The organism is Bacteroidales bacterium, assembly GCA_014860585.1.
In the GTDB taxonomy this organism is placed as follows: Bacteria; Bacteroidota; Bacteroidia; order Bacteroidales; family 4484-276; genus RZYY01.
In genome coordinates this window covers 19,871-41,506 of sequence record JACZJL010000047.1, presented here as the reverse complement: position 1 = coordinate 41,506, position 21,636 = coordinate 19,871, and the positions used below count along the sequence as shown (strand labels likewise).

The 21,636-nt window shown below is 42.3% G+C and carries 20 protein-coding genes and 1 pseudogene; 18 read left to right on the top strand and 3 right to left on the bottom strand.

The annotated features are described in order from the left end of the window. The 17 genes and pseudogenes from IH598_05770 to lpdA form a co-directional block, all read left to right on the top strand. Nucleotides 1-789, top strand: a 789-nt coding sequence (locus IH598_05770) for a glycosyltransferase (GenBank protein ID MBE0638006.1), incomplete at its 5' end; no start/stop codon positions are given. Nucleotides 790-829: 40 nt separating this feature from the next. Continuing rightward, complete coding sequence (locus IH598_05765; GenBank protein MBE0638005.1) at nt 830-1,645, top strand: glycosyltransferase; 816 nt, start codon at nt 830-832, stop codon at nt 1,643-1,645. Between the two features lie 37 nt (nt 1,646-1,682). Further along, complete coding sequence (locus IH598_05760; protein MBE0638004.1) at nt 1,683-2,516, top strand: glycosyltransferase family 2 protein; 834 nt, start codon at nt 1,683-1,685, stop codon at nt 2,514-2,516. 53 nt (nt 2,517-2,569) lie between these two features. Beyond that, nucleotides 2,570-3,328 (top strand): glycosyltransferase family 2 protein, encoded by a 759-nt coding sequence (locus IH598_05755; protein ID MBE0638003.1) that lies wholly within the window; start codon nt 2,570-2,572, stop codon nt 3,326-3,328. A gap of 440 nt (nt 3,329-3,768) precedes the next feature. Beyond that, entirely contained in the window at nt 3,769-4,551 is a 783-nt protein-coding gene (locus tag IH598_05750; GenBank protein ID MBE0638002.1) for a type IV toxin-antitoxin system AbiEi family antitoxin, read from the top strand. Continuing rightward, nucleotides 4,532-5,433: pseudogene (locus IH598_05745) on the top strand (nucleotidyl transferase AbiEii/AbiGii toxin family protein). The gene IH598_05750 and the pseudogene IH598_05745 overlap by 20 nt, the downstream one beginning before the upstream one ends. Before the next feature lie 108 nt (nt 5,434-5,541). Beyond that, complete coding sequence (locus tag IH598_05740; protein ID MBE0638001.1) at nt 5,542-5,793, top strand: glycosyltransferase; 252 nt, start codon at nt 5,542-5,544, stop codon at nt 5,791-5,793. A gap of 104 nt (nt 5,794-5,897) precedes the next feature. Next, nucleotides 5,898-6,047, top strand: coding sequence for a hypothetical protein (locus tag IH598_05735; protein ID MBE0638000.1), 150 nt, complete (start codon nt 5,898-5,900; stop codon nt 6,045-6,047). Nucleotides 6,048-6,645: 598 nt separating this feature from the next. After that, nucleotides 6,646-7,452: an SEC-C domain-containing protein gene (locus IH598_05730; GenBank protein MBE0637999.1), complete on the top strand. Its 807-nt coding sequence runs from the start codon at nt 6,646-6,648 to the stop codon at nt 7,450-7,452. Nucleotides 7,453-7,597: 145 nt separating this feature from the next. Further along, complete coding sequence (locus IH598_05725) at nt 7,598-7,894, top strand: nucleotidyltransferase domain-containing protein (GenBank protein MBE0637998.1); 297 nt, start codon at nt 7,598-7,600, stop codon at nt 7,892-7,894. After that, nucleotides 7,891-8,382 carry a hypothetical protein gene (locus IH598_05720; GenBank protein ID MBE0637997.1) on the top strand — a complete coding sequence of 164 codons (492 nt, stop codon included), beginning with the start codon at nt 7,891-7,893 and terminating at the stop codon, nt 8,380-8,382. The genes IH598_05725 and IH598_05720 overlap by 4 nt, the downstream gene beginning before the upstream one ends. Continuing rightward, nucleotides 8,379-8,687 carry a hypothetical protein gene (locus tag IH598_05715; GenBank protein ID MBE0637996.1) on the top strand — a complete coding sequence of 103 codons (309 nt, stop codon included), beginning with the start codon at nt 8,379-8,381 and terminating at the stop codon, nt 8,685-8,687. The genes IH598_05720 and IH598_05715 overlap by 4 nt, the downstream gene beginning before the upstream one ends. Before the next feature lie 105 nt (nt 8,688-8,792). Further along, nucleotides 8,793-9,140 carry a helix-turn-helix transcriptional regulator gene (locus IH598_05710; protein ID MBE0637995.1) on the top strand — a complete coding sequence of 116 codons (348 nt, stop codon included), beginning with the start codon at nt 8,793-8,795 and terminating at the stop codon, nt 9,138-9,140. Between the two features lie 142 nt (nt 9,141-9,282). Continuing rightward, nucleotides 9,283-9,597 carry a helix-turn-helix transcriptional regulator gene (locus IH598_05705; GenBank protein ID MBE0637994.1) on the top strand — a complete coding sequence of 105 codons (315 nt, stop codon included), beginning with the start codon at nt 9,283-9,285 and terminating at the stop codon, nt 9,595-9,597. Between the two features lie 21 nt (nt 9,598-9,618). Further along, a complete protein-coding gene (locus tag IH598_05700; protein ID MBE0637993.1) occupies nt 9,619-10,578 on the top strand; it encodes an NAD-dependent epimerase/dehydratase family protein in 960 nt (319 codons plus the stop codon). A 150-nt stretch (nt 10,579-10,728) separates the two neighbouring features. Further along, on the top strand, nt 10,729-11,871 hold the full coding sequence (locus IH598_05695; GenBank protein MBE0637992.1) for an ATP-binding protein: 1,143 nt from the start codon (nt 10,729-10,731) through the stop codon (nt 11,869-11,871). A gap of 468 nt (nt 11,872-12,339) precedes the next feature. Further along, nucleotides 12,340-13,731, top strand: a complete 1,392-nt coding sequence (gene lpdA, locus IH598_05690) for a dihydrolipoyl dehydrogenase (protein MBE0637991.1) — start codon at nt 12,340-12,342, stop codon at nt 13,729-13,731. Between the two features lie 255 nt (nt 13,732-13,986). On the opposite strand, the gene IH598_05685 is transcribed toward lpdA, so the two are convergent. Beyond that, nucleotides 13,987-15,417, bottom strand: a complete 1,431-nt coding sequence (locus tag IH598_05685) for an AAA family ATPase (protein MBE0637990.1) — start codon at nt 15,415-15,417, stop codon at nt 13,987-13,989. A 220-nt stretch (nt 15,418-15,637) separates the two neighbouring features. Between IH598_05685 and dprA the strand changes: the two genes are divergently transcribed. Then, nucleotides 15,638-16,738, top strand: a complete 1,101-nt coding sequence (gene dprA, locus IH598_05680; GenBank protein ID MBE0637989.1) for a DNA-protecting protein DprA — start codon at nt 15,638-15,640, stop codon at nt 16,736-16,738. A 26-nt stretch (nt 16,739-16,764) separates the two neighbouring features. Here the strand turns inward: dprA and IH598_05675 are convergent, their stop codons facing one another. Next, the gene (locus tag IH598_05675) at nt 16,765-18,300 is read right to left on the bottom strand and encodes a toxin-antitoxin system YwqK family antitoxin (protein ID MBE0637988.1); all 1,536 of its coding nucleotides are present in this window, start codon (nt 18,298-18,300) and stop codon (nt 16,765-16,767) included. Between the two features lie 80 nt (nt 18,301-18,380). Further along, nucleotides 18,381-21,632: a PD40 domain-containing protein gene (locus IH598_05670; protein ID MBE0637987.1), complete on the bottom strand. Its 3,252-nt coding sequence runs from the start codon at nt 21,630-21,632 to the stop codon at nt 18,381-18,383. Nucleotides 21,633-21,636: the final 4 nt, after the last annotated feature.

The following is a 21,636-nucleotide window of genomic DNA, read 5'->3' as shown; positions in this document are numbered from 1 at the left end:
GCTTCTACTGACAGTAGCCATGCAGTTTATGAAAAACACAAAAGCGACTCCAGAATCAGAATTCTGAAGAATGATAAGAACAGAGGCTGTGGTTACACAAAAAGAAAGTGTGTAGAAAACGCGAAGGGAGACATTTGTGGTTTTGTTGATGCTGATGATATAATTAGCTCGTCAGCATTAGAGAAAATGATATTTCAACATAATATCAATCTAGACCACAGTATTATTTATTCTACTTACTATAATTGTGATCAATTACTTAAACCAATTACAGTTTCGGATCAAGTTGGTCAGATTGAACCCACAAAATATTCATGGATGAACCAACACCCAATGATTTCTCATTTTGCGACGTTTAAGAGAGCAAAGTATTTACAAACCAGCGGGATAACAGCCTGGCTGCAAAAAGCTGTGGATAAGGATCTTTATTATAAGTTAGAGGAAACAGGCCCTGTTTTATTTATTAATGAACCATTGTATTATTATCGTCATCATTCACATAGTATTTCATTAAATAAAAACGCTTCTTTAGCTTATCAATTTCATCTTACAATTAAAGCAATGATCGTACTTCGGGCAAAAGAAAGAAAATTGACCTTAAAAATAATGCCTCATTCCAAAGCTCAATTAAACGGGGGGATGATAATTGTTGGATTGTCCTTGTTACCGACTTGTTATTTTCTTAATGGATTAGGATTATTACTAAAATCATTGTGGTTTTTTAATTTGCAAAGTTTGAGTTATTTACCAAAATTGTTCATGAAATACTTTTCTCGTCGAAATCAATAGAGGTTTTGAAAAAGTTTGAGGTACTAAATTGATTCCTAATATGATCATAAACGTTTTAATTTCAACTATTGATAATGGTATTAATAAAGTTGGATTGGTACTTCAGGACAAAATGCCTGATATCAAATACATTATTTCTCATCAATATACAGATGAAAAATTTTTAGAAATTCCTGATGCACTGAGAAGAGAAGATGTTCAGATATCACAAATACCCGGGAAAGGTCTTTCAAAAAGTCGTAACAATGCTTTGATGATTGCAGATGGTGATATTGCTATAATTGCAGATGACGATATCACCTATTTGCCAGATACATTCCGAATCATTAAAAAAGTTTATTCAGATGATCCCTCGCTGAATGTGGCCTGTTTTAAAATTAAAACATATGATGGCGAACCTGAATACAAAAACTATTCAACTGAAGCCTACACCTTTAAGAAGAAAAAACGTCACTATGTTTCATCTATTGAAGTTTCTTTTCGTATACAAGCCATTAAAGAAAAAGGAATTTTTTTTGATGAAAGGTTTGGATTAGGGGCAGAAAAATACAAAAGAGGAGAGGAAGAGATGTTTATAATTGATTGTCAGAAGGCTGGTTTAAGTATTCAGTATTTCCCCTTTTACATTGTGAGTCATCCTTACGAAAGTTCAACAAAAACCACAAATGAGTTTGATAAATCTAAGGTTGCTATTCAAGGAGCAATAGATGCAAAAAAATTTGGTTTTATAGCAGTTTTAAAAGTTTTCGTATCGACTATTTTCCTTACCCGAAAACTTTTAACCAATGGGAGTAATCCATTTAGATATTTGACTAACAGGCTTACAGGCGTGTTTTTTTTTCTTTATTCAAAATAGCTAACATTTAACAACCACACTTGCGATTAGTTGACTGATGACCATCAACATACTCATTTCTACTATTGATCAGGGTATCGATAAGGTAAAAGACATTTTGCAACCTGCAAATATGTTGGTCAAATACATTATTTCACATCAGTATAGATCTTTAGAATTTAAGTATGTACCGGAAAATCTCCATAGGGAAGATGTATTTGTTTCACAGGTTTTGGGTGCAGGTCTTGCGAAGTCAAGGAACAATGCATTACAATTTGCTGATGGAGATATTGCCCTTCTTGCTGATGATGACATTAAATACTTTTCAAATACTTTTAATTTGATCAGTGAAGCGTTTAAAGCTAATCCGCATTTGGATGTTGCTTGTTTTAAAATTAGAACAAATGAGGGTGAGCCTGAATACAAAAATTATCCAGCTAAACAAAAGGGCTTAAAGAATTTTTGGCACCACCCGATTTCTTCTATTGAAATTGCAATAAGGATAAAATCAATAAAGAATAGGGGAATCCAATTCGATGAGCGATTTGGGATTGGGAGTAAAGAGTTTCATTTTGGCGAGGAAGCTATCTTTATAAATGATTGCATAAAATCAGGACTGAATGTTGAATTCTTTCCATTTTATATTGTCAACCACCCATACGAGAGTACAGTAAGAAAAACTGATAAATTTGATAAACAACGCATTAAAACTCGCGCGGCGGTGCATGCGAGAATGTTTGGCAGGAAATCATTTGTAATTTCATTATTAGAAACAGTAATTTATTTTCCTGAAATCATAAAGCGAAAAATCAATCCAATTAATTTATTGAAGATAAGATTTGATGCTGCTAACAGCATTCTAATAGAAACAAAACGCTTCAATTCCTTGTAAACGAAGATTAAAAAATCTTTGATTTCCATCTTAGTTTAAGGATATAAATATCCATGAAAGTTTCCATCATCACCCCCACTTTCAATTCAGAGAGGTTTATTGAGGAGACCATCAGGTCAATTCTTGTGCAGACCTATCATGACTGGGAGTTGTTGATCACTGATGATGCATCGGCGGATCACACTGTAAACATTGTAAAGAAATTTGCTGGTATTGATCAAAGAATTAAATTATTTCAATTGAATGAAAACATGGGGGCTGCAACGGCCAGGAGACATTCCATTGATCAGGCCACCGGCCGCTTTATTGCCTTCTGCGATAGCGATGACCTATGGACACCCGATAAACTGGAAAAACAAATCGGCTTTATGCTTGTCAACAACTATGTGTTTACTTTTGCACCCTATCATATCATTGATGAAGATGGAAAAGAACTTGGTCTGAGCACCACCCGCTCAAAAGTAAACTACCGCGACATCCTGCGCACATGCGATATTGGCTGCCTTACAGCCGTTTACGACCGCCACCATCTGGGCAATATGTACATGGCCAACATCAAGAAAAGGCATGATTACACCCTCTGGCTCGAAATCCTCCGCAAAATTCAATATGCTTACAGCTATCCCGAACCGCTTGGTTATTACAGGCTTCGCCCTCATTCCATTTCAAAAAACAAAATGAAGACGATGTATTACATCTGGAAAGTTTACCGGGATGTTGAAAAAATTCCGTTTGCCAGAAGTTTGTGGTACCTAATCGTGTATGCATTTTATGGCTTGAAGAAATACATACCACTCTATCGGAAAGGATAAACAGTTAGAGGCGTAAACGTTTCATATTCTTTCAAAATATAACCTCAGCAGCCTTGCGTTTTAATAAAGTCAAGTAATCTTTTCCAAGCTCCAAATTCAAATTATTCAACATCTGGATAAGCAGCCGAAGACCCCGAAGCCCTCAGCCAGGCTATACAAACCATGAAAAAAATGAGCCCGGCTGAACACGAAGCCATGAAAAACGAGGCCTTGAGCGGATCATCAAAAACAAGGATTACAAGAAGTTAGCAGCGGATTTTTTGGAGGCAGTGTTTGATAACAGCCCATAGCAAGCAAGCCTGAACCTCAAACGCCGAAACCCGAACACCTTCTACCGCCAGGTTTATTTTTGTTCGAAAAAATGTTGTTCCCCTACATTTTTCATGGTCATTTTAAACTAAAAAGAAGTTTTTGTTTATTTTTGTACCAATAAATGTATTATGGCTACAGAAAACGGTTCTAAAATAAACAAGTTGATGCATATTCAGCCGCCTGGTGTTGTGCTTACAAGCAACTGGTTGAGCAGGCAGGGGTATAGCCCCGGGCTTTTGCGAACCTACCGTAACAGCCATTGGTTGGAGGCAATAGGCAACGGGGCAATGGTAAGGGCTGGCGATTCGGTTGATTATTCAGGGGCTATATATGCCTTGCAACAGCAATTGAATCTGAGCGTACATCCTGCTGCCAAAACAGCATTGACTCTTTTGGGCAAAAGCCATTATCTGGGCATGGGCAGCAATGTGGTTTATTTGTTTGGCAGCACCGGGGAGCGTCTGCCATCATGGTTTAAAAACCATCATTGGGGCGTTGAAATACAATATTCTACATCTGGTATCCTGCCTGCCGGTATGGGTCTTGTTGAAATAGAGCATAAAAACTTCGCGGTAAAAATTTCATCGCCTGCAAGGGCTTTAATGGAGTGTTTGTACCTGGCGCCTCAAAAACAAGAGCTAACCGAGTGCTTTGAAATAATGCAGGGGCTAAACAACCTGAACCCGGCAAATTTACAGAAACTATTAGAGCATTGTACTTCGGTTAAGGTAAAAAGGCTGTTTCTTTACATGGCAGAAAAGGCTGGGCACGCGTGGTTTAAACATCTTATCAAAAGTAACATAGACCTGGGAAAAGGCAACCGCAGAGTGGTTTCCAATGGTGTTTACGTTGCAGGTTACAAGATTACAGTCCCAAAAGAGTTGGAAGCTGATGAAAACCCCGGATTATAACAAGCAGGCAAACCTATTGCTTTCAGTACTGCCCCTGGTAGCCAGGGAAAGTAACTTTGCCCTGCACGGTGGTACTGCCATCAACATGTTCCACAGCAACATGCCCCGCCTTTCGGTTGAGATTGACCTTACGTATCTTCCGGTTGACACCAGGGTTAATTCATTGGCTGGCATTAAAGATGCTTTGCAGCGAATTGCTTATCAAGTTGAGGCTACTTTGCCCGAAACCTCTGTTGAACTCAGGCAAGCGGATGCCAGGCTCATCATTTCAAACAGGGAAGCCAGCATTAAAGTTGAGGTGAATACCATAAAGCGGGGATGTTATAGTCCGCCGGAAATTAAGGTATTATGCGATAAAGCGCAAAAAGAATTTGATGCCTTTTGTGAAATACAGGTAGTTGACAAACCCCACTTGTTTGGTGGCAAGATGTGTGCTGCACTCGACAGGCAGCATCCCAGAGATTTATTCGATATCCAGCAAATGTATAAAACGCAAACCTTTGACAGCGTCTTAAAAAAGGGATTCATTTTTTATCTGGTAAGTTCTGGAAGGCCACTTGCCGAAATGCTGTTTCCAAACCTGGCAGATCAGAAACAGGCCTTTACGAATCATTTTTCAGGCATGACCCGGCAATCCTTTACTTATGAAGACTACGAAAGCACCAGACTTCTTTTGATTGAAAAAATACATGCGTCGCTCACATCTGAAGACAACATTTCTTATTAATGTTTGAGCAAGGAACCCCCGACTGGCGCCTTTATGATTTCAGCATTTTTCCAGCTGTACAATGGAAATTGTTAAACATACAAAACCTCAAATCCCAAAACCCAGACAAACACCTGAAATTATGCAGGGATTTCAAAGAAAGGCTTGCTTTATAGGGCTTATTACAAACCGCTACTTTTGATCACATTGATCTTGCGTAAGCCCGGGCGCTTAAAAATGTCCGCTATCAAAAAAGGAATAATTTAATCAAGCTCAACGACTTTATGCTGGCCGGCAAGCCCATTATTTATGCCATCGAAGCGCCCGGCAACATAGTTGAAGAGAGCGGCGCCGGCATCAGTTGCGCTGCTGAATCACCCGGAGAATTATCCGGAGCAATCATGAAAATGAAAGCATTAACTCCGGAAGAAAGAGCACAAATGGGCGCCAAAGGCCGGGAGTGGATCATCAAAAACAGGGATTACAAGAAGCTGGCAGCAGATTTTTTGGAGGCAGTGTTTGAAAACAGTCCATAGAAAGCAGTCATGAACGCCGAACAAGGAAAAAGTTGGCAGTCAGCAGTAACCCAGAACCCGTAACAGTTTAATTTATGCACAGCAAAAAACCTGATTAATGCACAATGATATTCCTTAAATATGCACAATCAGAGCTTGTTTCTACCCGGAAAGCCAGAATCATTGATTTCATGAACCTTTTTGAGGAAGATGAAGCTGAGGTGATCAAAAAGGCGTTTTGGTATCCCCTGGACAAGATAGAGTTGGAATTGTAATCAAAAATAAAATTCAATGAAACCCCCATCTTTCCCCAGTCTGAAAAACATGACTGATGATGAGATTTATCAGTTATATGAGAAAATAGCCGAGACAGACTGTCTTGCGTTTATTTATCATCTGATCGAAGAGCTGCCCGATACATCCATTAATGTGGTTGAGTTGTTTGAGAGCACTGCGGTGTTCGATCAAAATGACTACAAAGCCATCCTTGAGTTTGCCGATCATTACCGGAAAATTCATCCTGACAAATACAGGCAGGAGTATGAATTTTTGGAGCTAGAACTCACCGATCATGCTTTTGATACCATGGATAAAGCATTAGTGAGCCGCTGTATTGAAGTGATTGAGCAAAATCCTGCAAAAGGAATAGATACGGTGACCATGCGAACATTGTACCGGCTCATCTATTTTGGAATGTACCGGGAGGCGGTTGATTACTGTGAAAAGGTGTGGGAACCGATCAGCAACAGCGAGGAGATTTGGGGAAATCCGGAAATGCATTTTCTGATGGTTCTTTATCTGAATGGCGCTGAAGAGCAGTATGAACTTTTTTGCCAGGGCAACACCTCCGGATGGAAGGATTTTAATTTGCGAATGGAGGCATATGGATTTGACAATGAGGAAGAACGAATTAGCAGGATTTTTCAAGCGCTCAGTTCTGATTTGGAAAAAGAAAAGATTTTGCACCAAATTAAGGAAAATCCAGGTTATGGCTTCATCGGACTGCTTTATCACTTCTTTAAATTTATGAAACACAGATATGGTATTCCGTTTATGCATTCCAATTTGTTGTTCTATTTGATGATGGATAAATCATTGTTCGGATCAATCAAAGAGGAGGATGCCTGGTTTTATATTCCATATCCCAAACTTGACCAGCATATTACGAACAGCTTTGATACTTTTTTAGGAAGCAATCTCATCGCGGTAGGCGGGAAGTTGTGGGGGTTACATTATGTGTATGAGTTTCTTCATGAACATCAGCTCATCTCAACCGTTTATTACAAAATGATGCTGGAAAATCTTGCATGGCAGAAATTGGATTTCCTCACCGTTGCCGGCCGGGAGGCCTGGAAACTGAAGTTTGTTCTTAACTGGCCGGATACGGATTCCAACCTGGTAAAACTACCTGAAAACTTTTTTGAAAGTATTGACAGAGAAGACGCACAAAAAGCGATGATGCAGATTAAAAGCTTGCTGCCGAATGTTGAAGGGAAAGATCGGATTGTAAGCGAAATAAGAACAGAGAGTAGAAAGAAGAGTAAAAAAAATGGTGATTATGTTTATCAGATCGCCGGTGAAGAAATACCCCCAGATCCCAGCAGATATGTCCGCCGCAATGATCCATGTCCTTGCGGCAGCGGCAAAAAGCACAAGAATTGTTGTTTGGGAAAAAAATAGCTGAACTGAGGGAGAATTGATGTTTGTACGTCAAATCATACCAGTGAATATTTATACTGATGGCTTTAAAGCATGTGATAATAAGTATCAACCAAAAGACTTATCTTTGTGATTTAAAATTAGATAACCCAAGTTAATTATCATCATGCGCCTCACAGAAACAGAACATAATGCAATACTCCGTGCAGCAAAGAAACATTTCGGCGAAAAGGTTCAGGTGTCTCTATTTGGTTCCAGAACCGATGATCGGCGAAAAGGAGGAGATATTGATCTTTTGATCAAAGCAGATGAGGCGGTAATGACTTACAAAGCCAGACTGTTGTTCCTGGTTGATTTAAAACTTGAAATAGGAGATCAAAAAATTGATGTGGTTTTCGATAAAAGGAATGAAAATCAGGAATATTTTCTCCAACAGATAACCGACCAAAGCATACCTCTATGAGAGAAAAAGATTTACAACTCCGAATAATTGAGACTATTTCTTCCGGTGATATTCATTATCAACGTATGAACTTTGCACATGAAAAAATGCAACATTTGTTACCAATCACTTTACAAAGTTTTGGCGAGCTCACCCAGGAAGAAATTAGCTTCACCGACCAGTTGATCTATCGTTTTTCAAAATTGCAGGATTTATTAGGAAGTAAGTTGTTCAGGCTCATTTTGATTGGATTAGGCGAAGAAGTGGCAAATGTTCCTTTCATTGATTTGCTGAATAAATTGGAAAAACTGCAATTGATTAAAAGTAAGGATCAGTGGCTTAATCTGAGGGAATTACGAAATCAAATTTCACATGAGTATCCATATAACACCGAAGAACTTGTTAATGGACTTAATGAGCTTTGCCTGCAAAGTCTGGTTTTATCAGGAATTTGGCTGAGCCTTAAAAAATATGCTGAAAACAGATTTCTCTATTCCGGCACAAAATGAAAACCCAACCCGACATAGTTAAATCCCTCAATCCCAATTATTTCTGGGATGTGAATGCCGGCAACCTGGACGCACAAAAATCAAAAAGGCTGATCATCGAACGGGTGTTCAGTCTTGGAAATCTTGAAGAGATTTGGATGTTGATTGATTTTTATGGTGAAAAACAAATTGTTGACACCCTTTGCAAGGTGAATTACCTCGACCCAAAAACAATGAATTTTGTCTCAAAACTGTTTAAAACCCCATTAGAACAATTCAAATGCTACACAAAGGCACAGTTGACCCGGCCACTTTGGAACTCCTGATCTTAAATGGAAGGATGTCACATCGAAACTTGAAGACATTGTGTTTGAAGTAATTCAAAAATATAAAAGATAAAATATTATCTTTTATCCTTAGTTATTTTGTTAATGACTAATATTTTATCAGATAACGATTACCAACTTGATGCTTTTAATCCTTTTGCCATTGCACAGGGTGTCGCTTCGCGGTTGAAGCAGCGGCGGCTCGAACACAACCTGACGCAGGCTGCTCTGGCCGACAGGTCGGGTGTGAGCCTGGGAAGTTTAAAGCGCTTTGAACAGCATTATGAGATTTCGCTGAAGAACTTGTTACTGCTGGCAGTAGCGCTGGAATGCACAGCCGAATTTGCCGAATTATTCGCAAACCGGCATTTCAACAGTATCGAAGAGGTGGTAAAGGCAAAGGCTGCAAAAACGAGGAAAAGGGGGAGGAGAAGAAGCTTTGAAAACCATTGAGCATATACAGGTTTTATTTTTTGGAAATAACAAATAAATCGAGGTAAGTTTCCCTACCAGTTTTAAAAAAACACAATGTCTGTTATCTCGTACAAATAATCTACTTTTGTCCGGAATAGCAGACATTATAATTTTAGATCAAATGGTTTTGTTGCCTAAAACTGAACGAATCCTTGCAACACTTGGCGAGAACATAAAACTGGCAAGATTACGCCGGAGGCTCTCAACCATGCAGGTGAGTGAGCGCGCCGGTATTTCGCGCTCAACGCTCAATGCGGTGGAAAAAGGGCAGCCTGGTGTTTCGTTGGGAATTTATGCCCGGGTGCTGCATATTTTGGGATTGGAAAAAGACTTATTATCGGTGGCCAAAGATGACGTGCTGGGGAAAAAGCTCCAGGATGCAGGATTACTGGTGAAAAAACGTGCTCCAAAAAGGGGAAAAGCAACAAATGACTAAAACCAGACAGAACCCCAGGCAATGACAAAACTCCTCATCACCGGCTCTTCCGGCTTCGTTGGTTCGAACGTATATGATTTATTTCATCAGGATTTCGAATTGTATGGGCTGGACATTTCAACAAATGGCAGATTTCCTCAAGAGCGGATCTTCAGTTGGGAAAACCTTGACCGGCTTCCGGAAGTGGATGCCATCATTCATCTGGCCGGCAAAGCACATGACACTTCGGATACTACTGAAGAAGCGGAATACTTTGAAGTGAACCTGGGACTGACACAAAAAATAGTTGATCATTTCCTTCGATCAAAAGCAGAAAAAATCATCTTTTTCAGTTCAGTAAAAGCTGTGGCTGACAGCGTTGAAGGTGTGCTTACGGAAGAGGCCGCATCCGAGCCAAAAACTGCTTATGGAAAATCGAAACTGGCGGCTGAGGAGTATCTGCGGGAAAATATGGAGGAATGGAAGGATGGAAGGATGGAGAAGAATGGGAAGTCCGTTTACATCCTGCGTCCGTGTATGATTCATGGTCCGGGAAATAAGGGGAACCTGAATTTACTGTACAAAGTGGTTCAAAAAGGGATTCCCTGGCCGCTTGGAGCTTTTGATAATCAACGATCGTTTGCTTCGATCAGCAATGTTGGTTATATTGTCCGCCGACTGATTGAAGAACCTATCCCGTCAGGAATTTACCAAATTGCCGATGATGAACCGCTGTCAACCAATGAGCTGATCAGGCTTACTGCTAAATCGCTGGACAGAAAGGCAGGAATCTGGAACCTGCCGAAAGGATTCATCAGCACTCTGGCCAGATTAGGTGATGTTTTGAGGCTGCCATTGAATTCGGAACGGCTGAAAAAACTTACGGAGTCGTACGTGGTTTCGAATGAAAAGATCAAATCGGTTTTGAAAATTGAAAACATGCCTGTTTCATCAAGTGAGGGAATGATGGAGACGCTGAAGAGCTTTTCAAATAAAATTTAGTTATGATATCGATGAATTTACATTAATAATTATTATTTCTTAAATATCTTACATTGAATGAAATAAAATGTTTGTAGTTTAGTTTTGCATGTAATATTAAAACACAATTTTAAAAATGCATGTAATATTAAAATTCAAATTTATTCTGGCATGTATAATCGTAAACAGATATTTGAAGGATTAGGTAACGAAAGCGCTTTTTTATGGGGGGCTCGTCAAACCGGAAAGAGCACACTGCTCAAAATGCTTTATCCTGACTCAGCTTATTTTGATCTGCTGTTGAATGAAGAGTTCAGTCGGTTTCAACGTGATCCTTCGCTATTGAGGAACATTTTGGAAGCGTCGCGGCCAACTCAGCCGGTGATTATTGATGAAATTCAGCGAATACCGATCTTATTGAATGATATTCATTGGCTTATGGTAAACCGGAACTTGCAGTTCATTTTGAGTGGTTCAAGTCCGAGGAAAATTCTTCAATCCGGAGGCAATCTTCTTGGAGGCCGTGCATTGAGATACGAATTGTACCCTTTGATTTTTAAAGAAATTCCCGATTTTGACCTTCTGAAAGCAATTAACAATGGTTTACTCCCGCGTCATTATAATTCATCAAATCCAAAAAAACTGCATGAAGCTTACATCGGGAGTTACCTGAAAGATGAAATTCTCAATGAGGCCAGAGTCAGAGACATTGAATCGTTTTCAAGGTTTTTGGACGCAGCAGCATTTTCAAACGGTGAAATTGTTGTTTTTACTAATATTGCATCAGATTGCGGAGTAAGTTCTCCCACTGTAAAATCATATTTTCAGATTTTAGAGGACACGCTAACCGGGCGATTTTTACCTTCGTTTCAAAAGAAGCCAAAACGACGGATCGTATTGTCGCCAAAGTTTTATTTTTTTGATGTGGGTATTGCTAATTTCCTTAGCAAAAGAGGGAAAATAGAGATGGGTAGTGAAGCTTTCGGTAAAGCGTTTGAACATCTGATTTACCAGGAAATTTTTGCCCACAGCAGCTACAGCGATATTCGTTACCCGATTCATTACTGGAGAACTGCTTCGGGGATCGAAGTTGATCTTGTGCTTGGCGACCATGAAGTGGCTGTGGAGGTTAAAGCAACCACAATGGCTCACAAACGACACATTTCCGGGTTGAAAAGCTTTGCTGAAGAATACACGGTAAAGCATAAAATCCTGGTTACCAACGATACCTACCCCAGGCAGCTGGAAGATGTTTTGGTGTTACCCTGGAATATTTTTCTCCAGAAGTTGTGGGGAGGAGAATTGATTTCCTGAAATTCCTCAGCCTGTTTCGATAACTAGTCTCTGCAAGAAAACTCCTAATGTTGAAAATCAATGATTACCCCAACCCTAAAGGGAGCATTGATTTTCAACGATTTACTCCCTTTTCCCGTAGGGATCCCCTTGGGAAGGGTGGGGAAAAGAAATCGTTGAAAATCAAATTCAGGGTGTTTTCTTGCTGAGACTAACTAAAACACAGCGCTCGAAAATTATCGCATTTATCATAAAAGCCGTACAAGATTTTTTTCAGCCTTACAAGGTTGAATTGCCCCGGATTTATAAACAAGTCCGGGGTTTTTGTATTCTGACACAACCAACTACCAAAATCCAACTTTTCGAAAGGTATTTTATGTGGCTGATTTTATATCACTTAACAACTTTTAACAGCCCAATGAAAACTGCAGGAAAGTAGCTTGGTTATTAATACGTACTTTTGCAAAAAACATTAAATAACAGTATAGCATGAATTACGACTTAATCGTTATCGGGAGTGGCCCCGGAGGATATGTAGCTGCCATCAGGGCTTCACAGCTTGGGATGAAGGTGGCTGTGGTTGAAAAGGAATCGCTTGGCGGAGTTTGCCTCAACTGGGGTTGCATCCCCACAAAAGCACTTCTGAAAAGCGCCCAGGTGTTCAACTATATGAAACATGCAGGCGACTATGGTATCAAGCTGGAACAGGAACCCAAACCCGATTTTGAAGCCATGATCAAACGCAGCCGCGATGTGGCTGCAGGGATGAGCGCCGGTGTAACGTATTTGTTTAAGAAAAATAAAATTGAAGTCATTGCCGGCACCGGGAAAGTGAAACCCGGAAAGAAAGTGGAAGTGACAGACGAGAAAGGAAAAACGCAGGAATACAGCGCCAATCAAATCATCATTGCTACTGGCGCCCGTTCGAGGGAATTGCCCAATCTGAAACAGGATGGCAAAAGGGTGATCGGGTACCGCCAGGCCATGACGCTTGAGAAGCAACCCGGAAGTATGGTCGTTGTAGGCTCCGGCGCAATCGGATCGGAGTTTGCCTATTTCTACAATTCTATAGGTACAGATGTGACCCTGGTTGAATTTATGCCAAATATCATCCCGCTCGAAGATGAAGAAGTTTCAAAACAGCTTGCCCGTTCGTTTAAGAAAGCTGGTATTAAGGTGATGACCGACTCTACGGTTGAAGCGGTAGATACATCAGGTAAAAAATGCAAAGTGACCATAAAAACCAAAAAAGGGGAAGAGATTGTGGAGGTTGATGTCGTGCTCTCTGCAGTGGGAATTTCCACCAATCTCGAAGGTATTGGTCTTGAGGAAGTCGGTATCAAAACCGATAAAGGAAAAGTTTTGGTGGATGGTTTTTATAAAACCAATGTTGAAGGGTATTATGCCATTGGCGATATTGTCAGCGGACCGGCACTTGCACATTTAGCTTCGCATGAAGCGATCACCTGTGTTGAAAAGATTGCGGGAAAGGATGTTCATCCGATTGATTACGGCAATGTTCCCGCATGTACCTATACAAACCCTGAAGTGGCTTCAGTTGGAATGACCGAGAAGCAGGCCAAAGAGGCCGGTTATGAAATCAAAGTAGGGAAGTTCCCCTTTTCTGCATCAGGAAAGGCAAGTGCAGCAGGGAGTAAGGATGGTTTTGTAAAAGTGATCTTTGACGCCAAATACGGCGAGTGGCTTGGTGCGCACCTGATCGGCGACAATGTAACTGAGATGATAGCCGAAGTAGTCGTTGCACGCAAACTCGAAACAACCGGTGAGGAGATCATTAAATCCATCCATCCGCACCCGACGATGTCGGAAGCCATTATGGAGGCTGCAGCAGCAGCTTATGATGAGGTGATCCATCTGTAGAAATTGTTTAGAGTTAAACAATAGAGTGTGTTTGAAAATAAGACTTTCCGACTGCATTCCAAACGTATTCTTACATTGCGACTTCTTTGCGTTACTCTGCGGTAAAAAAGAATCGCTTTAACCGCAGAGCACCGCAGAGTTTTTGCGCAGAGAGCCGCAAAGTTACATCCTACCCAATCTTTTTAACCATACACAACATGTAAATCATTCAAATTCATCAAGAAGCCGAATTTGTATCCAGATATTCATTTTTGATCATTGTCCAAAAAACTCATCCCTGAAATTGATCAGGTAAACCCTGCTGGTGGCGCGTGTAACCGCAGTGTACAGCCATCGCAGGAACTCCACATCCAACCTATTATCTTTCAGCCAGGGCTGGTCGATGAAGATGGTTTCCCATTGGCCACCCTGCGTTTTATGACAGGTGAGGGCATAGGCAAACTTCACCTGAAGGGCATTGAACCACGGATTGTTTTTCACCTTTTCCACTCTTCCCCGGCGACTGGAAATATCCTCATAATCCTTCATCACTTCATCAAAAAGCTGCTGATTCTGCGTCATGGTTAGCGACGGACTTTCCGATGTTAGCGTGTCAATCAGCAGGTTCATCTCCATCTCCGGTTGTTCAGGATAATCCACCATCCTGATGATAGCAGTCGCAAACCGGAATCCATACAATTCACTGATCTTCCTGACTTTCATCACCTCAATGATATCGCCGTTGGCAATGAACCCTGCAGGCGATTCAGCAGGAAGCCAGAAGTAGTTATTTTTTACCACCATCAGCAGATCGCCGGCTGAAATTTCTTCCTCGCGGTAAAGAACACGCCTGCGGATTTCGCGGTTGTATATGTTTGCCCGCTTGTTTGAGGAGGTAATCACGACGGCATTGAGGTCGTTGCGCGAGCCAAAGGTGTCGTTCAGGGCATCTTCAAGCATAGCAGCGTCAATTTTTCTGACATCTTTAAACGCAGAAAGGCGAAAGAGGGGAAATTGAAAATCGTTGGCCATGAGTTTTTCCCTAATCAACGTGGCATTGGCCAAAATTCCCGAATCGAGCGATTGCCGCATCACTTCTTTCAATTCGAGCACCCGTGTTCTGAGCCGGTACGTATTTTTAAGAAAAGCAGCATCCATCGCAGGTGAAACAGAAAGCCCCACGGGAGGCAATTGCGCAGTATCGCCAATCAGGATCAGCCGGCAGTTGTAGCCTGTTTGAACATATTCAATCAGGTCGGTGAGCAGGTCAGCATCCGAAAACAAATATCCACCGCTTCCGGAAGCACCTCCCTGGATCATCGAAGCTTCGTCCACAATGAAAAGTGTATGCTTGTGATAGTTGATCATTCGAACAAAACTGATCGTGCCATCACGTTGGCTCCGGGGTTGGTAAATTTTTTTATGGATGGTAAATGCCTGTTTTCCTGAATAAGAAGCGAGCACTTTGGCAGCCCGGCCTGTTGGGGCGAGCAGCACGGTCTCCTTCCTGATGATGGGCGCCGCTTTTACCAGGGCACTGAGCAAGGTTGTTTTTCCTGTTCCTGCATAGCCTTTAAAAAGAAAAACCTCGTCCGGAGCGCCGTTTGCAATAAATTCGGCCAGCGCCAGGATAAGTATCCGTTGACCCTCGGTCGGTTCGTAGGGAAAATACTTGAAAATCAGGTCTTCAATCTCACGGATTTGCATGGGGCGAAGATACGGGAAACAGGGAAAATGGATGGATGTTTTTCGGGGGCAATCATTTTGACAAAGTAAAAAGCACTTTTTAAACTGAAAAGTTACTTCATTTTTAATGAGCGTCCGCAAGGAAACTCATTAAATCTGATTTTCTACAGCAGGAGTTTTTTGCGGACATTAATGAGAGAATATTTTTCTACTTTTAACCCCTGTTTTTAAATGTAATTAAATGTCCATGCTTCTCTATCAAATAGGATTAACGCTGCTTCCGGGGGTTGGTGATGTGCTCGGTAAAAAACTGGTTGCCTACTGCGGCGGGGTTGATGCCGTATTTAAGCAAAAAAGAGAAGCGCTGGAAAAAATACCCGGCATAGGCGAGAAGTTAGTCAGCAGCATCCTTAGTCAAAACGTGCTACAGCGTGCTGAAGAGGAAATCGCATTTATCGAAAAGCACAACATTACTCCGCTTTTTTATCTTGACAAGAATTATCCAGACTTACTCAAACACTGTGCTGACAGCCCTGTAATGCTTTATTACAAAGGCAACGCCTCGCTTAATGTCACAAAGATCATCAGCATTGTTGGCACCCGAAAAGCGACCGATTACGGGAAAGAGGTTTGCGAAAAGCTGATCAGAGGACTGGCAGAATACAATGTGTTGGTACTAAGCGGACTTGCATACGGCATCGATACCTGTGCGCACCGCAGCGCCCTCGAAAACAAGTTGAATACAGTGGCCGTGCTGGGCCACGGTCTCGACAGGATTTATCCCTTCATGAACCGGGGACTTGCAACCAAAATGCTCGAACACGGCGGTTTACTTACTGAGTTTATGAGTAAAACGCTTCCCGATCGCGAAAACTTCCCCCAACGCAATCGCATCATCGCTGGTATGGCCGACGCCACCGTAGTGGTGGAGGCTGCCAAATCCGGAGGAGCATTGATCACTGCTGCAATTGCCAACTCTTACAGCCGTGATGTTTTTGCCATTCCCGGGCGCATTGGCGACACCTGGTCGGAGGGATGTAACCTGCTGATCAGGGACAACAAAGCTGCGCTAATTCAGGACGCCAGCGACCTGGCTATGCTGATGGGATGGGAAAACAATAAAGATAAAAAGCAGGGGAGGCAGCCAGCGTTGTTCACTGAGTTATCGCCGGATGAAGAGAAAATCGTTGGAATTATGCGGGTAAACGGAAATATGGGAATCGATGAAATCACCATAAAAAGTGACTTACCGACCAGCAAAGTAGCCTCCGTGTTGCTAAATCTCGAATTCCAGGGTGTTGTGAGGGCACTACCCGGAAAAATCTATAAGCTTGATATTTGAAAGATTAAAAAGCGCTTTGAGAGGGATTATTCATTCTCGTCCATTACGATCGGTTCAATTTTAAGGCCGTCATATTTTACTTCGACACCGTTTTCATAAGTAATAATGATCAACAAAGTACCGTCGTAATTGTAACTGCGTGCATCACCCTGCCGGATACCCATTTCATAGGTGACTTCGTCTTTAATGTTTCCGTTATCCCAGTAATAAACATGCTTTCCTACAGGTTTCCCGTCAATAAATTCCCCTTCGAACTTCAGTTTTCCATCATCATAATAGTGCCTCCAAACACCATGGCGTAACCCGTAGGAGTAGCCTCCCTCTTCTCTGAAATTCCCCAGATCGTAAATCCATGGACCTTCCTCTTCACCATCAATAAAATCCCCTTCGGCAAGGATGTCCCCCTCCTCGGTATATTCGGACATCATGCCGTCTGCTTTGCCTTTAATGTAGTTTTCCTCGCGCAGCAGATTTCCTGAAGGATAATACCAAACCCATTTACCCACCGGCCTGCCCTGGGGGTCAAACTCACCGGTTTGTTCTTTGGCGCCGTTTAAATGATAGAAAGTCCATTTACCCACTCTTTGACCATCCAGGTAAACTCCTTCAGCACGAAGTTGTCCTGTAGTATAAAAGTCTTTCCATGGTCCGTTTCTCACTCCATCCTGGCCGGTAATCCCCTCAGCTACGCGCTTCCCGTTTTCATAAATAGATCCTGCCGTGATCTCACCATCCTGCGAAAACTCTCGTCTGATCCCATGCGGCACACCGTTTTTAAAGGTCTGGAAGATCATCACTTTTCCGTCGGGATAATAATCACGGATTACCTCTAACTTGGCCAGTTCTTCCACATCTTCCTGCTTTTCGCCATCCAGCCATTTGGAGGCTGTGATCAGTTTACCATTTTGATCATATTCCTTGAAGTAACCATTCTTTTGATCGTTGAGGTAACGACCTTCGAGTTGGACAAGGCCATTGCCATGAAAAAACTTCCAGTTTCCCTGTTTACGGTTTTCACCATCCAGCCGGTTAATCCGCTCACGGCTAACCAGGAATCCTTTCCGGTAAGTTGTCAGTAACGCTACGCGGCCATCTTCCCCAAACTCTTTTGCCAGGCCATCTTCCAGCCCGTCAACAAAATTGATTGTTCGGAAAACAGAACCATCTGGGTAATAATAGGTAGTCATTCCCTGCTTGATATCTTTTGCGAAAACCTCTTCGATGGTCTCCCCTTCGCGGTAGGTAATTCGTTTGCCCTCCTTCTGGCCGGCTTTATAGTTGATCAGTAAAACGATTTTTCCTGATTCATCATAAAATTTCCAGGTACTGTCGAGAAGGAATTCCTCACGGTTGCCTTCAGATTTTAGGATACCGTTCTCATGGTAAGTTTTCCAATAACCATCAGGTTGTCCGTTGCGCATGTTCCCTTCACTCGATTTCACACCATTGGGGTAGTAAAAAATATTGTACCCGTTCGGGTCAATCGGATTTTGTCCGTAAACGGCCGGGATGAAAAACAAAATGCAAATCAGGACGAGTAATGATATTATCGGTTTAAACATAAGATGATGATTACACGGCAATTTAACGGTGTTGAGAATTTTATATTTTGAAAGCAAACATTGGAAAAAATACCATAATTCTATTTTTCATCAACCAGTTCAAGTAAATACTCCACTGCTTTTTCGAGTTGCTGGTCAATGCCCGTTACGACTTTATCGTAGTCGTTTTGCTGTTTGATGTCCGGCTCGAGTTGCTGATTTTCGAGGTAATTGCCATTAAGGTCTTTAACACCCACTTGCGGAATTCCAAAATATAGTGTTGGATCGAGTAATGTTTCCCACCACACTGCGGTAGCCGTGCCCGGGACCGGCATTCCGACTGTTTTCCCGATATTTAATGCAGAGTAAGTGAATGGAAAGAAGTGTGCATCGGAATAATTACTCTCACCCATAATCACTACCGAAGGCTTTGTCCACTGGTTCATTGGCTCAAGGCCGTAATATCTGCCGTTTGGCCATAATTCCACATATTTTTGCCCGCTGAGCAGCACTGCCAAATCATTGTGCAGCCAGCCGCCACCATTGAATCTTGTGTCGATGATTACGGCTTCTTTGGTGTGATTGCGACCTAAAATTTCGGAGTAGGCCACCCTGAAACTTTCGCTGTCCATCCCACGCACATGCACGTAGCCAAGTCTTCCACCTGAAAGTACCTCGGTTTTCTGGCGCATGGTTTTTACCCAACGGTCGTAAAGAAGCGCATTTTGCTGCCCGAAGCTGATGGGTTTCATCAACTCTTCCCAGCGTTCACCCGATTCAAGATTGTAAAATGAAAGTCGTGTCGGTTTTCCTTCAAGCCGATTGACCATACCGAAGAAACTCTCACCGGCGGATATTGTATCGCCGTTGATTTGTTCGATGATTGTGCCTGGTTTCGCTTTTGATTCTGCATTGTCCAGCGGTCCTTTTTCCAACACTTCAGCTATTTTCAATCCATCTCCCCGGTAACTCCAATCCAACAAAACACCAAGGCTGGCTGTCATATCTCCGCTTTCATCCGAATGCCTGTATCCTGAACCTGTGTGTGAAGCATTCAGCTCGCCAAGCAACTCGCTGAGCATCTCGGCATAGTCGAAGTTGTTGTTGATGTGTGGCAGGAACTTTTCGTACTCTTTTTTGTAAAAATTCCAGTCAATACCATGCAACGTGGGGTCATAAAACTTCTCCCGTACCTGTCGCCAGGCATGTTCAAACATGTAGGCACGCTCGCCGGGCAAATCAAGCACCATCTCAGCATCGTAGTTGATCACATCCTTTTTGTTGTCCTTTGTGTTGACCTTGATAAAATCCCTGCCGGAAATCATGTACAGGTTTTCACCCTTTTTATCCAGTTGCATTGCTCCACCGCCACCCTCAAGTTTAAGCAGCAATTTGGTCTCCTTTTTTACCAGGTCGTTCACCCATAGGTCGAATCCTTTTTCGAAGCGGCTGAGATAGTAAAGTTTCTCACCATCAGGAGTTAAAACGGCGTCGGCAAGTGACGACGAGTTAATGGTCAGTTTTGTCCTGCGATCTTCGAGACCATCAAGTATAATGTTTACCGGTTTAATTTCCTCTTTTTTATCGGCATCCTCTTTTTTCTTATCGGGTTTTCCTGTCTTGTTTTCCCCTTCTTTTTTCTTTTCTTCTTCTTCTTTATCCTTCAGTATTTTTTTTTCTTCTTCGCTCAGATTAAATTTATCCCAGGCTACCGGATCGAAAAACATGGCGTAGACATCATATTGTGCCCCCCAGCTTCCGTGGCTGCGCAACCCCTGGCGGTCAGAAAACCAAATCATCATTTCGCCTTTCATCATCCACTTTGCCCGGTTGTCGCTGTAGCCACTCATGGTGAGGTTGTTTACCTCCCCCGTTCCATCTGCGGATACCAGTCCGACATCATCCATAAATGCTGAGTTTGGAGAAAAATTAACCAGAAACCATTTTCCGTCGGGCGACCATTGAAACCATTGGTCGCCATCGGCATAGGAATAATTGTACTTGCCGTCAAGAACCGTTCGAACAACTTTGCTTTCAAGGTTTATGACGTTCAGCGTTTCACGGTCGTGCAGGTAAGCCACCTCTTTGCCGTCGGGTGAGTAGAGCGGTTGAAACTCTTCGGCATCAGTGGCAATGATGACTTCTTCTTTCAGGATGGTTGCGCGTGAAAATGACGGGTCTTCTTCACGGGCTATAGAGGTTTGATATACGTTCCAACTTCCGTCGCGCTCACCGGCATAGAGTAACTTTCGGCCATCAGGGCTGAAACTCACCGAGCGTTCCTGTTCCGGTGTCTTGGTAATACGTCTGGTAGTGGCAAAATCAGTGGATGTTACAAATATCTCGCCCCTTAAGACGAAAGCAATCTCTTTCCCGTCGGGCGATACAGCCATTTCACCGGCGCCGTTTTTTTCTTTTTTATACGCTACCGGGTTTTGCTTATCATCTGAGCTGAGGGTGATCTGAACTTTACGTGGAGCGCTGTTTTTATCTTTGATGTAAATTTCGCCATCATATCCGAAACAAATTCTGTCGTTGGCGCCGATGGATAAAAACCTAACCGGGTGATGTTCAAAAGTTGTAAGCTGAGTAAGGTTTGCAGGATTGTCAACCGGCATTTTCCAAACATTGAGAGAACCGGATTTTTCACTCAGGAAATAAACCTCCCGCTCATCAACACTGAATACCGGATTTTGGTCTTCGCCTTCAAATGTTGTGAGCATCTGATAGGATTTTGCCTGCTGGTCATAAACCCAGATATCTCTTGCAACGGATGAAGTGTGGTGCTTTCGCCAGGTGTTTTCATAACCTTTCCTGTCCTGGAAAATGATCCGGTTGCCATCGCTGCTGATCCTTGACTTTTCGGCAGGGACAGATAAAATTTGCCGGGGACGCCCTCCTTCAACCGTAACAGCATATAACTCACTCAGTAATCCTGAGGGAAACATGACATTTTCCGGCACATCCTGAATGGATGCTGAATAAATGATCTCTTTGCTGTTGGGAGTGAAGGTATTTGGAAATTCATTTCCTGAAAAATCAGTAACCCGGATAGCTTTTCCTCCTTCGGCCGGAATGACGAAAAGATCAAAGTTTCCATAACGGGTTGAGGCAAAAGCGATTTTTGTTCCATCTGGCGACCAGACCGGATTAAAATCATACGCACTATGCACGGTCAACGAAACTGCTGGTCCGCCCGATGCAGGCGCCTTGTACAAATCACCCTGGTAGGAAAAAACGATAGTTTGCCCATCGGGAGAAAGGGCGGGATATCGCATCCAGAGCGGGTTTTGGGCAGCTAATAAAAAACAGTTGGTTATCAGCAAAAAAGTGATTAAAAGATTACTGCGCATTTTC

Bases quoted from the DNA above. Each gene is read 5' to 3' on its own strand.
- IH598_05760 (MBE0638004.1), top strand. From the start codon at position 1,683: ATGACCATCAACATACTCATTTCTACTATTGATCAGGGTATCGATAAG.
- lpdA (MBE0637991.1), top strand. From the start codon at position 12,340: ATGAATTACGACTTAATCGTTATCGGGAGTGGCCCCGGAGGATATGTA.
- IH598_05750 (MBE0638002.1), top strand. From the start codon at position 3,769: ATGGCTACAGAAAACGGTTCTAAAATAAACAAGTTGATGCATATTCAG.
- IH598_05670 (MBE0637987.1), bottom strand. From the start codon at position 21,632: ATGCGCAGTAATCTTTTAATCACTTTTTTGCTGATAACCAACTGTTTT.
- IH598_05740 (MBE0638001.1), top strand. From the start codon at position 5,542: ATGCTGGCCGGCAAGCCCATTATTTATGCCATCGAAGCGCCCGGCAAC.
- IH598_05725 (MBE0637998.1), top strand. From the start codon at position 7,598: ATGCGCCTCACAGAAACAGAACATAATGCAATACTCCGTGCAGCAAAG.
- IH598_05715 (MBE0637996.1), top strand. From the start codon at position 8,379: ATGAAAACCCAACCCGACATAGTTAAATCCCTCAATCCCAATTATTTC.
- IH598_05685 (MBE0637990.1), bottom strand. From the start codon at position 15,417: ATGCAAATCCGTGAGATTGAAGACCTGATTTTCAAGTATTTTCCCTAC.
- IH598_05710 (MBE0637995.1), top strand. From the start codon at position 8,793: ATGACTAATATTTTATCAGATAACGATTACCAACTTGATGCTTTTAAT.
- dprA (MBE0637989.1), top strand. From the start codon at position 15,638: ATGTCCATGCTTCTCTATCAAATAGGATTAACGCTGCTTCCGGGGGTT.
- IH598_05755 (MBE0638003.1), top strand. From the start codon at position 2,570: ATGAAAGTTTCCATCATCACCCCCACTTTCAATTCAGAGAGGTTTATT.
- IH598_05720 (MBE0637997.1), top strand. From the start codon at position 7,891: ATGAGAGAAAAAGATTTACAACTCCGAATAATTGAGACTATTTCTTCC.
- IH598_05700 (MBE0637993.1), top strand. From the start codon at position 9,619: ATGACAAAACTCCTCATCACCGGCTCTTCCGGCTTCGTTGGTTCGAAC.
- IH598_05765 (MBE0638005.1), top strand. From the start codon at position 830: ATGATCATAAACGTTTTAATTTCAACTATTGATAATGGTATTAATAAA.
- IH598_05730 (MBE0637999.1), top strand. From the start codon at position 6,646: ATGGAGGCATATGGATTTGACAATGAGGAAGAACGAATTAGCAGGATT.
- IH598_05675 (MBE0637988.1), bottom strand. From the start codon at position 18,300: ATGTTTAAACCGATAATATCATTACTCGTCCTGATTTGCATTTTGTTT.
- IH598_05735 (MBE0638000.1), top strand. From the start codon at position 5,898: ATGATATTCCTTAAATATGCACAATCAGAGCTTGTTTCTACCCGGAAA.
- IH598_05695 (MBE0637992.1), top strand. From the start codon at position 10,729: ATGTATAATCGTAAACAGATATTTGAAGGATTAGGTAACGAAAGCGCT.
- IH598_05705 (MBE0637994.1), top strand. From the start codon at position 9,283: ATGGTTTTGTTGCCTAAAACTGAACGAATCCTTGCAACACTTGGCGAG.